Here is a 13,781-nt window from a genome sequence, read left to right as displayed (position 1 = left end):
TCCCTCCTCAGTATTCCTGAGTGGCTTACTCCGCAGCGATGCGGATTGCCGGTGCTGCGTCCTTGACCTCGTGATCGACGTGACGTTCGAACTTTTCGAAGTTGGTGACGAACATATCGACCAGCTTTTTGGCCTGCGCGTCATAGGCGGCCTTATCGGCCCAGGTGGAGCGCGGATCGAGAATGGACGTATCCACGCCCGGCACTTCAACCGGAACGGCGAAGCCGAAATTCGGATCGATGCGGAATTCGGCGTCGTTCAGCGAGCCGTCGAGGGCGGCAGCGAGAAGCGCGCGGGTTGCCTTGATCGGCATGCGCTTGCCGGTGCCATAGGCGCCGCCGGTCCAGCCGGTGTTGACGAGCCAGCAATCGACCTTGTGTTCGGCGATCAGCTTGCGCAGCAGATTGCCGTATTCCGACGGATGACGCGGCATGAACGGTGCGCCGAAGCAGGTCGAGAAGGTTGCTTCCGGTTCGGTGACGCCCTTTTCAGTGCCTGCGACCTTGGCCGTGTAACCGGACAGGAAGTGGTACATGGCCTGTGCAGGCGTGAGCTTGGCGATGGGAGGCATCACGCCGAAAGCATCGGCGGTGAGCATAATGATGTTCTTCGGCTGGCCGCCCTTGCCCGTCTTCGATGCATTCGGGATGAAGTCGAGCGGATAGGCGCAACGGGTGTTTTCGGTCAGCGAACCATCGTCGAAATCCGGCTGGCGATTGGCGTCGAGCACGACGTTTTCCAGCACAGTGCCGAAACGCTGCGTCGTGGCATAGATTTCCGGTTCTGCTTCGGCGGAAAGACGGATGGTCTTGGCATAGCAGCCGCCTTCGAAATTGAAGATGCCGTGTTCACCCCAGCCATGCTCGTCGTCGCCGATCAGCGTGCGCGTCGGGTCGGCTGAAAGTGTGGTCTTGCCGGTGCCGGACAGGCCGAAGAAGACAGCGGTGTCGCCATCCGGGCCTTCATTGGCCGAGCAATGCATCGGCATCACGCCCTTGGCAGGCAGAATATAGTTGAGCGCGGTGAAGACCGACTTCTTCATTTCACCGGCATAGGAGGTGCCGCCGATCAGCACGATCTTGCGGGTCAGATCGACCGCGATCACCGTCTCGGTACGCACGCCATAGCGTTCCGGATCGGCCTTGAAGGATGGCAGGTCAATGATCGTCATTTCCGGCACATAGGAAGCAAGCTCTTCCTGGGCCGGGCGGATCAGCAGGTTGCGGATAAACAGCGAATGCCAGGCATATTCGGTCACAACGCGGGCGTTGATCTTATTGTCGGCGTCAGCACCGCCGATGAGATCCTGTACGAAAAGCTCCTTGCCCTTCGCATGCTCGATGAAATCGGCATAGAGAAGCTCGAAGGCTTCCGGCGTGATCGGCTTGTTGTTGTCCCACCAGACCTGATCTTCGGTGTTGGCGTCGCGGACCACGAATTTGTCCTTCGGCGAACGGCCCGTGTGCTGGCCGGTGCGGGCAACGAGCGCGCCCTGTGCCGTCAGTTCGGCTTCGCCACGGCGGACGGTTTCCTCATAAAGCCGAGCCGGTCCGAGGTTATAAAAGACTGCGGAGAGTTCCTTCAGTCCCGAAGTGGCAATGGAAGCGGCCGTATTGTGAATGCCGGTCTCTCTCATGGTGTCTCCGCCATCTTGGTTTGACAAATTAATCTGCCCTCCGTTTTTTCCGTTCTCGGAGGAATGGCAGTCAGAAACAGATTAATTGTGGCAATTCAAATATTTAATCGATTTAAAAATTTTGAATTTTTTTTAAATCGTTTAACTATTGCGTTTTCGCGTGTATTTTTTGTGGAATACAATCTTTACGAGCGTTAACCAAAGAATGATTCGAGACGGCGCCTTTCACGGCTTCTTTCAGGGCTGCCACATTTTGTACCTAATTTGTACTGCACAAGCTGCATCACTATAATAAGATCGACGTGCAAATCAGGCGCTCGATGATCGAACCGCCCCACCAGCCGGTTGTTCCGGGTGGAATGCCAGATGGCAGAGCCCCAAAGGGGGATGCCCTGGCAAAACATGAAGGAGAAAGGTCCGCATGAAGGAAGCCTCGGCAACGCAGACAATTGCGCTGGTCGACGATGACCGTAACATTCTGACCTCCGTTTCCATTGCGCTGGAGTCGGAAGGCTATCGGGTTGAAACCTACACCGATGGCGCTTCTGCACTTGATGGTCTGATGGCGCGCCCGCCAAATCTTGCGATCTTCGATATCAAGATGCCGCGTATGGACGGTATGGAGCTTCTGCGCCGCCTGCGCCAGAAATCCGATCTCCCGGTTATCTTCCTGACCTCGAAGGACGACGAGATCGACGAGCTGTTCGGTCTCAAGATGGGCGCCGACGATTTCATCACCAAGCCGTTCTCGCAGCGTCTGCTGGTGGAGCGCGTCAAGGCAGTTCTGCGCCGCGTCGCTGCCCGCGACGGTACGGCAAAGCCTGCGGGCCAGCCGTCCAAATCGCTGGAACGCGGTCAGCTGGTCATGGATCAGGAACGTCATACCTGCACCTGGAAGGGTGAACCCGTTACGCTGACGGTCACCGAATTCCTCATCCTGCACTCGCTCGCGCAGCGTCCCGGCGTTGTGAAAAGCCGTGACGCCTTGATGGATGCGGCCTATGATGAGCAGGTCTATGTGGACGATCGCACCATCGACAGCCACATCAAGCGCCTTCGCAAGAAGTTCAAGGTGGTTGACGACGACTTCGAGATGATCGAAACGCTCTATGGCGTCGGCTATCGCTTCCGCGAGGCTTGATGCATAGGATTACCAATGCCGGGTGCGATAGCCCGGCATTGATTTGGAATATTTGACGCACATCTTATCCGAAATGCGTTTCACATTTTTCGGGATGCGCTCCAACGAGTAACAAAAGCGAGATGGTCGCAGAGACCCAGAACGAAGGCCTTGCAGGCCAGAAAACGAGTTTGCAAGCAAACTTGCGCGAGCGCAGGGCACGGCGGCAGCGCTCGGTGTTCTGGCGCCGTCTGTTTGCGCCCTTTCGCAAGTTTCTCGGTCAATATCTCTTCTCAAGCCTGACGCGCCGCATTCTGTTTCTCAACCTTGCGGCGCTTGGCGTTCTGGTTTCCGGCATTCTCTATATGAACCAGTTCCGCGAGGGGCTGATCGACGCGAAGGTGGAAAGCCTTCTGACCCAGGGCAAGATCATCGCTGCGGCGATTTCGGCCTCGGCAACGGTCGATACCAACTCGCTGATGGTCGATCCGGAAAAGCTTCTGGAACTGCAAGCCGGGCAAAGCCTGACCCCCTCGCCCGATTCTCCCGATAATTGGGAATTCCCGATCAATCCTGAAAAGGTTTCGCCCCTGTTGCGCCGGTTGATTTCGCCGACCAGCACGCGGGCGCGTATCTATGACCGCTACGCCAATATGCTGCTGGATTCGCGCGCGCTTTATTCGCCGAGTTTCCCATCCTCCAGCCCGGTGTTGAGCTACCCTCTGCCACCGATCGAGGGCGAAACGCCGGGGCTGTGGGAGCGTTTCAGCCGCTGGTTCACCGGCTTCTTCTATGGTGGCGGCTTGCCCGTTTATCAGGAACAGCCGGGCGGCAATGGTCTCGCCTTCCCCGAGATCGTCAAGGCGCTTTCTGGTTCTCCACAAACGGCGCAGCGCCGCACCGAAAAGGGCGAACTGGTGGTCTCTGTGGCCGTGCCGGTCCAGCGTTCGCGCGCGATTCTCGGCGTCTTGCTGCTTTCGACCGAAGGCGACGATATCGACAAGATCGTAGAGGGCGAGCGCATGGCCGTCTTCCGCGTGTTCGGCGTCGTGTCGCTGGTCATGGTGATCCTGTCGCTGTTCCTCGCGTCGACCATAGCAAGCCCGCTGCGCAAATTGTCGGCTGCGGCGGATCGCGTGCGTCATGGCGTCAAGAACCGTGTTGAAATTCCAGATTTCTCGGAGCGACAGGATGAGGTGGGACATCTGTCCACCTCCATCCGCGATATGACCGACGCGCTTTACACCCGCATCGAAGCCATTGAGAGCTTCGCCGCCGATGTCAGCCACGAGCTGAAGAACCCCCTCACCTCGCTACGCAGCGCGGTGGAGACCTTGCCGCTCGCCAAGTCGGAGGAATCGCGCAAGCGCCTGCTCGACATCATTCAGCATGATGTGCGCCGTCTTGATCGCCTGATCACCGATATTTCCGATGCTTCGCGCCTCGACGCGGAACTGGCGCGCGAACATATCGACCGCGTGGATATGAAGACGCTGCTCACCAATCTTGTCACTGCCGCGCGCGAAGTGCGCCGCAACAAGGTTGGCACCGAGATCGTCTTCAATACTGGCAAGCTGCCAGCGGGTAAAAAGGCCTTCTACGTCGCGGGCCATGACCTGCGGCTTGGGCAGGTGGTGAGCAATCTCATTGAAAATGCGCGCTCCTTCGTGCCCGACGATACGGGGCGCATCGTGGTGACGTTGCAGGGCGAAGGCAGCCGCCTGCGCGTTCTCGTCGAGGATAACGGACCGGGCATCCCCATCGAGAATATCGAGCGGATTTTCGAGCGTTTCTATACGGATCGCCCGGCATCGGAGGCGTTCGGCCAGAATTCTGGCCTCGGCCTGTCGATCAGCCGTCAGATCATCGAAGCCCATGGCGGTACGCTGACGGCGGAAAACATTGTCGATCCTGCAAAGCCCGATCAATTCAGGGGCGCCCGTTTCATCGTCGATCTTCCGGCCAGCACATGACCCCGGAAGAAGCCAGGAGCGGCCTCCACGCCACCACCGTGCAATTGCGCGGAAAGGGCGTGATGATCATGGGCCGCTCGGGCGCGGGCAAGACCGAACTGGCGCTGACGCTGGTGGAGCGCGCATCGCTCCGCAGCGAACAGGCGGCCCTCGTCAGCGATGATCGCACGATGCTGCGCGCCGAAGACAATCGCCTGATCGCCAGCGCGCCAGTTGCCCTTGCGGGCGGTGTGGAGATTCGCGGCGCTGGCCTGTTCAGGGTGCCTTTCGTCGCCAGCGCCACGCTTGATCTGGTGATCCTGCTTGTGGCCCGTGAAGAAGCGGAGCGTTATCCAGGCGGCGGAATCTGGAGCTTTGAAGGGATCGAACTGCCGCGTCTGCTTCTGCCGTCACTGTCGTCGAATGGCGATTCCAACGCGCTGTCGCGGGCGATAGAGGCGACTTTGTTCTACGAACGGTGGTCGCCGGAGAATCGCTGACCGGCGATGGTTTCGATTCTGTGAAGATCTCACACCGCTGCGGCATTTTGCTTTTTTCAAGGCGGGGTGGAGATTTTTCACTTGCTATAAGGATTTGCCCTGCCAAGATGCACAACTCGCCGGCATGGTTCCGGCTACAGTACGATCCTTAAAACGAGACAGGTTTTTTGGAGTGATCGTGCTGGAACAAAGCAGGTGCCATCTGATCATCTGGCGGGGTGATGCGGCGGGCGCGCGACGGGAGCTTTTATAGTATGATCGGACTCGTGCTTGTTACGCACGGAAGGCTGGCCGAAGAGTTTCTTCATGCCGTTGAGCATGTGGTAGGCCCGCAAGATAATTTCGAAACCGTATGCATCGGTGCGGAAGATGACATGGAGCAGCGTCGGCGCGATATCGTCGAAGCTGTCGAACGCGCCGAAAATGGCAGCGGCGTCATCATCCTGACCGACATGTTCGGTGGAACTCCCTCCAATCTGGCCATCTCGGTCATGCAGGAAGGCAAGATTGAAGTCATCGCAGGCGTCAATCTGCCGATGCTGATCAAGCTTTCAAGCGTGCGGATCGGCGGCGACATCAAGACTGCGCTTCGCGAGGCGCAGGACGCGGGGCGTAAATATATCAACGTCGCAAGTCAGGTTCTGACAGGAAAGTAAATATGCGGTCCAGCGTCACCCTTACTGGCGAATACGATCCCGAAACTGCAATTTCCCGGTCGCTTGAGATCGTCAACAAGCGCGGGCTGCACGCCCGCGCCTCCGCCAAATTCGTCCAGCTGGTCGACGGCTATGATGCGCATGTGCGCGTTTCCAAGGACGGCATGACGGTTGGCGGCACCTCGATCATGGGGCTGATGATGCTGGCCGCCTCGCCCGGCTGCTGCATCGAGGTCAGCGCTTCGGGCGAACAGGCCGAGACGGTGCTCGACGCCCTGCAGACGCTGATTGCCGACAAGTTCGGCGAGGAATGCTGAGCGTTCCGGACGATCTAGCCGCGCCAGTCGCGGTTTTTGATGCGGGCATCGGAAGTTATGCGCTGGTCGAGTTGATCAGACGGCGACAGTCCCAACAGGACATCATCTATTTTGCAGATCGGGCGCGTTTTCCCTATGGCGGGAAAACACGGGATGAACTGTTGTCCATCATGCATAGCACCATCGACTATCTGACCGGTCTCGGTGCAAAGAGCGTCGTTCTGGCCTCCAACGCGCCGTCGATCATGGTGCTGGACGCGCTGAAAGATCAATTCTCTGTTCCCGTTTATGGCGTGGCGCCACCGGTTCGCGAGGCAATTGCGGCGAGCTGCAGCGGCCATGTTGCGATCATGGGCGTGCGGTCGATGATCGAAAGCGCTGAGCTAGGCGCATTTGTGTGCGCCCAAGCGAGCGAGCCGGAAAAGGTCCGTCTCATCAACGCCTCTCCCATGGTTAAGCTTGTGGAAAGCGGCCTGTTTCTGTCAGACCCGGCAAGAACAGCCGAAGACGTCACCCGTTTCTCTGAAGCGATTGCGGCAAACGATCCGCTCATTGATGTTCTGACCCTGTCGAGCACGCATTTGCCCTGGCTGCGCCCATTCTTCGAGAAAGCGCGCCCCGATTTGCTGTTTCTCGATCCAGCGGACAGCGTGGTGTCTACCCTTCCCGCCACGCAAGGCGGCTCGGGCCGCACCGTCGCGCTGGTGACCGAAAGCGCCGCCTACCCCGTGTCCGATTTTCGTAAAATGCTGGAAACGCTTGGGATCTCTCTCGATCTGACCGTGGTGGAACCGGCAATCGGCTGATTGTTCGATATGCACGTATAAAGATTTGTTTATATGACGTTGTGCTTCGGCCCGCGATCTGCTAGTCAAAGCGGCAGCCGGAGCGGCTTTTATCGACGATATTCCGCTCCCAAACCATGTCTACAACGCCATTCCGAACCGGGTTCAATTGCCGTGTCGGAATTGTTTTTGATTGGAGCACGCGATGACCGCAAGCCAAGATTTCGTCGTCAAGGATCTGAGCCTGGCCGACTGGGGCCGCAAGGAACTCGACATTGCCGAAACCGAAATGCCGGGCCTGATGGCTGCGCGCGCGGAATTCGGCAAGTCGCAGCCGCTGAAGGGCGCACGCATTTCCGGCTCGCTGCACATGACCATTCAGACTGCCGTTCTGATCGAGACGCTCAAGGCCCTTGGCGCCGATGTGCGCTGGGCATCGTGCAACATCTTCTCGACGCAGGACCATGCCGCCGCTGCGATTGCCGCCACCGGCACGCCGGTTTTCGCCATCAAGGGCGAAACCCTTGAAGAATACTGGACCTACACCGACCAGATCTTCCAGTGGCCGGATGGCCAGCCGTCCAACATGATCCTCGACGATGGCGGCGACGCCACCATGTACATCCTCATCGGCGCGCGCGCTGAAGCGGGTGAAGACGTTCTGTCGAACCCCGGTTCGGAAGAAGAGGAAGTTCTCTTCGCGCAGATCAAGAAGCGCATGGCTGCAACGCCGGGCTTCTTCACAAAGCAGCGCGATGCCATCAAGGGCGTGACGGAAGAAACCACCACCGGCGTCAACCGTCTGTACCAGTTGCAGAAGAAGGGCCTCCTGCCCTTCCCGGCCATCAACGTCAATGACAGCGTCACCAAGTCGAAGTTCGACAACAAGTATGGCTGCAAGGAATCGCTGGTCGACGGCATTCGTCGCGGCACCGACGTGATGATGGCTGGCAAGGTCGCCGTCGTCTGCGGTTACGGCGATGTCGGCAAAGGTTCCGCCCAGTCGCTGGCCGGTGCCGGTGCCCGCGTCAAGGTGACGGAAGTCGATCCGATCTGCGCCCTTCAGGCCGCCATGGATGGCTTTGAAGTCGTGACGCTCAGCGATGCCGCTCCGACCGCCGATATCGTGATCACCACGACCGGCAACAAGGACGTCATCACGCTGGACGACATGCGCAAGATGAAAGACATGTGCATCGTCGGCAATATCGGCCACTTCGACAACGAAATTCAGATTGCCGCTCTGCGCAACCTGAAGTGGACCAATGTGAAGCCGCAGGTCGATCTGATCGAGTTCCCGGATGGCAAGCGCCTGATCCTACTTTCGGAAGGCCGCCTGCTCAATCTCGGCAACGCGACCGGCCATCCGAGCTTCGTGATGTCGGCCTCCTTCACCAACCAGGTGCTGGCCCAGATCGAGCTTTACACGCGTCCGGAAGCCTACAAGAACGAAGTCTATGTTCTGCCGAAGCATCTCGACGAGAAGGTGGCGCGCCTGCATCTCGACAAGCTGGGTGCGAAGCTGACTGTGCTTTCTGAGGAACAGGCAGCCTATATCGGCGTCACTCCACAGGGCCCGTACAAGTCCGAGCACTACAGATATTAACCATCGGTTAAGCATTCTACTACATGTTGAGACTGGACGGTTGACAGGCTGTCCAGTCTTTCTTTTTGCGCGCGACACGCTTCACGTGGATTCGTCGGAAGGGTATTGTGAAGACGAATCAAAAGCATTCCCGGCAAAAGTGTATTGCGGTTTTGATGTTCGGGAATGCGAAGAAACAATGTGTTTTGGCGGGTGTTCGCGTGGTGCGTTTTTTGCCGGTTTCGGCGGGAAGCGGCTGGTCGCTTCGTCCCTGAAACACGTTCGGCTATCGGCACTATGGCGGTGCCCGACGGTCGGTTGATGTGTTGAAATTGAAATGCGGGTGTGCGTCCGTTTGCGGAAGCACAGTCGGGTGGCGGAGAAAAGGGAAACATGCCAGAAGTCGGCTTATCGGGCACAACCCGGGGCAATTCCACAATCGGAAGAGGCAAGAGCTTGACGGTTGCTCTCGCCTGTGTTGCAAAGCCGCTTCGGCAGGTCGTCTTGAAGGCGACCGTGTCAGTTTCCGCCGTTCTTGCCGCCATGCCCGCTTTTGCGCAGGGCGCTGATGGCGCGCGCATCGAACTGCCTTTTGGCGGCGGCAGCGTCGGCGCCTTCGAAGTCATTCAGTTTTCCATGTTTGTCGGCGCCATGGGCGCGGCGCTGCTTTCCGCAGGCTGGCTCATTCGCGAGCGCGCCCGCGCTGCGAGTGAAAACAAGGAACTGCGTTCCAAACTCTCTGATCTGAGCCTTACGGCGCAGCGCAATGAAGCGCTTCTCAATCTCAAGGATCAGCGCATCGTCGTCTGGGACGGTCATACGATGCGGGCCGATGTGGTCGGGCAATTGCCGGATGAAAGCGGCGCGCCGCAGGATCGCTCGGCCTTTCTGGCTTTCGGTCGCTGGCTGCGCCCGCAATCGGTGACGGCGCTGGAGCGCGCCGTCGCGTCGCTGCGCGAACATGCGCGCACCTTCGATCTGACGGTCGAAACCAATAATGGCACGCTGCTGGATGTTTATGGCCGCACCTCCGGCGGTCTGGCTGTCGCCCGCTTTTTCAGCCTGCAGGGCGTTCAGGCGGAGCGCGCAGCGCTTCAGGCGCAAAATCGGGAATTGTCGGACCGGATCGAACTTCTGCGCCGTTTGCTGGAACGCATCGAGCAACCTGTCTGGGTTCGCGATGGCAATGGCCGCATCGAATGGGTCAATCAGGCCTATGCGCGTGCTGTCGATATGCCCGATACCAGCCAGGCAATTGCGGAAGGTCGCGAGCTTTTCGGCGCGCAGGCGCGGATTCGTCTGGAACGGGACCGTTTCGCCGAGCCGGTTCTGCATGAGCAATTGCCGACAGTGGTGCGTGGCGACCGCCGGATTTTCGATGTGACCGATGTGAGCGCCGAGGGCGGTTCCGCTGGTCTTGGCTTCGATCTGAGCGAAGTCGAGCAGGTGCGTGAGGAACTGAGCCGCACGCTGAAAAGCCATGCTGAAACGCTGGATCAGCTCTCGACTGCCGTGGCGATTTTCGATCCGGAAATGAAGCTCCAGTTCTTCAATCAGGCATTTGCGAAACTCTGGTCGCTTGACACGGCATGGCTCGAAACCCAGCCGAGCAACACCTTGCTCTTCGACCGGCTGCGGTCCGAAGGCAAGCTGCCGGAACAGCCGGAATGGCGCAAGTGGAAGGACGGTTTACTGTCTGCCTATCGCGCCGTCGAGCCGCAGGAACATATGTGGCATCTGCCCGATACGCGCACCATGCGCGTGGTCGCCAATCCGCATCCGCAAGGCGGCGTGACCTGGTTCTTCGAGAACATGACGGAAAAGTTCGAACTCGAAGGCCGCTACAACACACTGATCAAGGTTCAGGGCGAAACGCTGGATCATCTGGCCGAGGCCGTGGCGGTGTTCGGGTCCGATGGCCGCATGCGCCTGTCCAATCCGTCCTTCGCGGACCTGTGGTCACTACCTGCCGCCATGGTCGTGGTGGGCACGCATATATCAACGATTTCAAAGCTTTGCCGTGAGCGTGGCGGAGACGGTCTCTGGGACGATTTCGTGTCCTCCGTGACCGGCTTCCTCGACCAGCGTGATGGTCGCATGGGGCAGGTGGAGCTGGATGACGGTGTGATCCTGTCCTTCGCGGTGGTGCCGCTGCCCAAGGGGCAGACCATGCTTACCTTCATCGACGTGACCGATACGGTGCGCGTTGAACGTGCCCTGAAGGAAAAGAACGAAGCGCTGGAACTGGCCGACCAGATCAAGAATGATTTCGTGCAGCACGTCTCCTACGAGCTGCGTTCGCCGCTGACCAACATCATCGGCTTTACCGAACTGCTGCAGACCCCGTCCTTTGGCTCGCTCAACGAGCGTCAGGTGGAATATCTGGAGCATATCAGCACGTCGTCGTCGGTTCTGCTGACCATTGTGAACGATATTCTCGATCTCGCGACCGTCGATGCCGGCATCATGGAACTGGAAATCGGCGATGTTTCGGTGGTGGAAGCGATTTCCGCAGCTGCTTCCCGCGTGAGCGAGCGCTTGCGCGACCATGATATCGGCCTCGATGTCGATATTGCCGATGATGTGGATGTCTTCAAGGCAGACGCCAATCGCGTGCGTCAGGTGTTGTTCAACCTACTGTCCAACGCGACCAATTACGCGCCGGAAGGTTCGACCGTCACCTTGCAGGTGACGCGCGAAGGGCCCGAAGTGGTCTTCTCTGTCCATGACGATGGGCACGGCATGCCGCCGGAAGTGCTGGATACTGTCTTCAAGCGTTTCCAATCCTATCCGAATGGCGGGCGCAAGCGCGGTGCCGGGCTCGGCCTTGCCATCGTGAAAAGCTTCGTTGAGCTGCATGGCGGCAACGTCGATATCGAGACTGGTTCGGGCAGGGGAACAACCGTGATTTGCCGCTTTCCATCGGAGACACGCAGCTTCCGTGTTGCTGCCGAATAAGGTAAACGGTGCTTATGAGCGCCCAAACACAGATTCTCGAATTCTATTTGCCCGATGAAGCCGCCACACTCCGGTTTGGCGAGGACTTTGCTCTCGCTCTGCAAAAGGGCGATCTGGTCACGCTTTCCGGTGATCTGGGGGCGGGGAAATCGTCGCTGGCCCGCGCGGTCATCCGCGCCATTGCCGACGATCCGGGGCTTGAAGTGCCAAGCCCGACCTTTACGCTGGTGCAAAGCTACGAAGCGCTTCGTCTACCGGTTGCCCATGCCGATCTTTATCGCCTGTCGTCGGGTGAAGAGCTTGACGAGCTGGGACTGGTCGAATTTCTGGACGATGGCGTTGTGCTTGCCGAATGGCCGGAGCGCGGCGAGGGCTTTTTGCCCGAGGCGAATTTCTCCGTCACGCTTTCGCATGAAGGGGCAGGGCGGCGCATCGCCATTGCCGGGCCGCAGGCGGCGATCAGCCGTTTGGAGCGCTCGCTGGCCATTCGTGCTTTTCTTGACCGCAACGACCGGCAGGGTGCCGAACGGCGTTATCTGCAAGGCGATGCATCCCCGCGCAAATATGAAACGATCCGCAGCGCGCATGGCGTCGAGATTCTCATGAACGCGCCGCAGATGCCTTATGATCCAATATTGCGTGACGGCAAGACCTACCGGCAGATAGCGCATCTGGCCGAAAATATTCTGGCTTTCGTAGCCATTGATGGGCTTTTGGCCACGCATGGTTTTCGCGTGCCGGACATGCGCGCTGCTGATCTGGACGCAGGGTTTTTGGTTCTGGAAAATCTGGGCGTTGAGGGCGTGCGCGCTGCGTCTGGCGAGCCGGTGGCGGAACGCTATAAAGCGGCAGGACGCTTTCTGGCGCATCTGCATGGTGTGAACTGGCCGCACCGTGTGCCCCTTAACGGCTATCCCGATCACCTCATCGCGCCTTTCGACCGCGATGCCATGCTGATCGAGGTGAGCCTCGTCGGGCAATGGTATGCGCCGCGCATGATGGGACGGCAGCTGACCGACGCTGAAAAGCAGGCTTACGAAGTGGCGTGGGACAAGGTGATTGCCGATATCGCCGATGTCGAACAGAGCCTGCTGCTGCGTGATTATCATTCGCCAAACCTGTTCTGGTTTCCGGAAGCCGAAGGCAAGGACCGCATCGGAACCATCGATTTTCAGGACGCGATGATCGGTCCCGCTGCCTATGATGTGGCCTCGCTGGCGCTCGATGCGCGCGTGACTATTCCGGTCGAACTGGAACAGGCGGTCGTTTCTGCTTATTGCGACGAGCGCCGCAGCTTGGGCCATGCTTTCGACGAAGCACTGTTCCGCAAGGCCTATGCGGCCATGGGCGCGCAACGCAATGCCAAGCTGCTCGGTCTCTTCGTGCGGCTTGATGAGCGCGACGGTAAACCGGCTTATCTCAACCATCTGCCACGCATCCATGACTATCTCGGTCGTGTGCTTGTTCATCCGGTCATGGCGCCCGTGGCGGCATGGTTCCGCGAATTGGGATTGATGCAGGAAGGGCTATTGCGCAATGAAAATGCCTGAGACGGCCATGGTTCTGGCGGCGGGGCTTGGCAAGCGTATGCGCCCCATCACCGGGACAATCCCGAAACCGCTGGTCAAGGTCGCGGGAAAGCCGCTGATCGACTGGGGGCTGGACGCGCTTGAAGCCGTTGGCGTACAGAGGGCGGTCGTGAATGTACATTATTTAGCCGACCAACTTGATGCCTATCTTGCTGACCGCGCAGAACCACATATCGTCATTTCCGACGAGCGCGATCTGCTGCTCGATTCTGCAGGCGGCATCGTCAAGGCATTGCCGCAATTGGGAGGGGCACCGTTCTATCTCCTGAACGCCGATACGTTCTGGGTGGGCGATACATCGAAGCCCAATCTCGTGTCCTTGGGCGAGGCTTGGGACGATGCAAAGATGGATATCCTGCTGATGACGGCGGGACTGGATCAGGCCACCGGTTTTGAGGGGAAGGGCGATTTCGTCGCCGACGATGCAGGCCGCTTGCGTCGCGCCCGCGATGTGGCGGGAACGCCGCTCATCTATGCCGGGGCGGGTATCATTCATCCGCGCATTTTTGCAGGTGCAGAGCCTGAAGTGGCGTCGCTCAATCGATATTTCGATAAGGCCATCGCTGAGGGCCGACTTTATGGTATGCCCATGGTTGGCCATTGGCTGACGGTCGGAACACCGGAAGCGATAGCGCAAGCGGAGGTCGCACTTTCCGCGTTGGTTTGAACCGAGTTTATTTGAG

General features: G+C 58.8%; 11 protein-coding genes. 10 read left to right on the top strand and 1 reads right to left on the bottom strand.

Annotation, left to right across the window (positions count from 1 at the left end; translation table 11 throughout):
• Positions 1-25: 25 nt before the first annotated feature.
• Complete coding sequence (locus tag WIX40_RS14250; RefSeq protein ID WP_109370042.1) at positions 26-1,636, bottom strand: phosphoenolpyruvate carboxykinase; 1,611 nt, start codon at positions 1,634-1,636, stop codon at positions 26-28.
• Between the two features lie 421 nt (positions 1,637-2,057).
• Here WIX40_RS14250 and WIX40_RS14245 point away from each other — a divergent pair, with 421 nt between their 5' ends.
• From WIX40_RS14245 to WIX40_RS14200, 10 genes are all read left to right on the top strand, one after another.
• Positions 2,058-2,777 (top strand): response regulator transcription factor, encoded by a 720-nt coding sequence (locus WIX40_RS14245; RefSeq protein ID WP_078337648.1) that lies wholly within the window; start codon positions 2,058-2,060, stop codon positions 2,775-2,777.
• Between the two features lie 122 nt (positions 2,778-2,899).
• Positions 2,900-4,729: a sensor histidine kinase gene (locus WIX40_RS14240; RefSeq protein ID WP_109370043.1), complete on the top strand. Its 1,830-nt coding sequence runs from the start codon at positions 2,900-2,902 to the stop codon at positions 4,727-4,729.
• Entirely contained in the window at positions 4,726-5,208 is a 483-nt protein-coding gene (locus WIX40_RS14235) for an HPr kinase/phosphorylase (protein WP_339440333.1), read from the top strand. The genes WIX40_RS14240 and WIX40_RS14235 overlap by 4 nt, the downstream gene beginning before the upstream one ends.
• Before the next feature lie 254 nt (positions 5,209-5,462).
• The gene (locus WIX40_RS14230; protein ID WP_109370045.1) at positions 5,463-5,864 is read left to right on the top strand and encodes a PTS sugar transporter subunit IIA; all 402 of its coding nucleotides are present in this window, start codon (positions 5,463-5,465) and stop codon (positions 5,862-5,864) included.
• A 2-nt stretch (positions 5,865-5,866) separates the two neighbouring features.
• Positions 5,867-6,181, top strand: a complete 315-nt coding sequence (locus WIX40_RS14225) for an HPr family phosphocarrier protein (protein ID WP_109370046.1) — start codon at positions 5,867-5,869, stop codon at positions 6,179-6,181.
• Positions 6,175-6,987 (top strand): glutamate racemase, encoded by an 813-nt coding sequence (locus WIX40_RS14220; protein WP_339440331.1) that lies wholly within the window; start codon positions 6,175-6,177, stop codon positions 6,985-6,987. Before WIX40_RS14225 ends, WIX40_RS14220 begins: the two co-directional genes overlap by 7 nt.
• A 184-nt stretch (positions 6,988-7,171) precedes the next feature.
• Positions 7,172-8,572: an adenosylhomocysteinase gene (gene ahcY / locus WIX40_RS14215; RefSeq protein ID WP_140026058.1), complete on the top strand. Its 1,401-nt coding sequence runs from the start codon at positions 7,172-7,174 to the stop codon at positions 8,570-8,572.
• 372 nt (positions 8,573-8,944) lie between these two features.
• Positions 8,945-11,509 (top strand): sensor histidine kinase, encoded by a 2,565-nt coding sequence (locus WIX40_RS14210; protein ID WP_371834134.1) that lies wholly within the window; start codon positions 8,945-8,947, stop codon positions 11,507-11,509.
• A gap of 14 nt (positions 11,510-11,523) precedes the next feature.
• Complete coding sequence (gene tsaE / locus WIX40_RS14205; RefSeq protein ID WP_339440327.1) at positions 11,524-13,059, top strand: tRNA (adenosine(37)-N6)-threonylcarbamoyltransferase complex ATPase subunit type 1 TsaE; 1,536 nt, start codon at positions 11,524-11,526, stop codon at positions 13,057-13,059.
• The gene (locus WIX40_RS14200) at positions 13,046-13,765 is read left to right on the top strand and encodes a nucleotidyltransferase family protein (RefSeq protein WP_339440325.1); all 720 of its coding nucleotides are present in this window, start codon (positions 13,046-13,048) and stop codon (positions 13,763-13,765) included. Before tsaE ends, WIX40_RS14200 begins: the two co-directional genes overlap by 14 nt.
• Positions 13,766-13,781: the final 16 nt, after the last annotated feature.

The sequence above is a fragment of the Ochrobactrum teleogrylli genome (assembly GCF_037482325.1).
GTDB lineage: Bacteria > Pseudomonadota > Alphaproteobacteria > Rhizobiales > Rhizobiaceae > Brucella > Brucella teleogrylli.
This window is presented reverse-complemented; position numbering and strand designations above follow the sequence as displayed.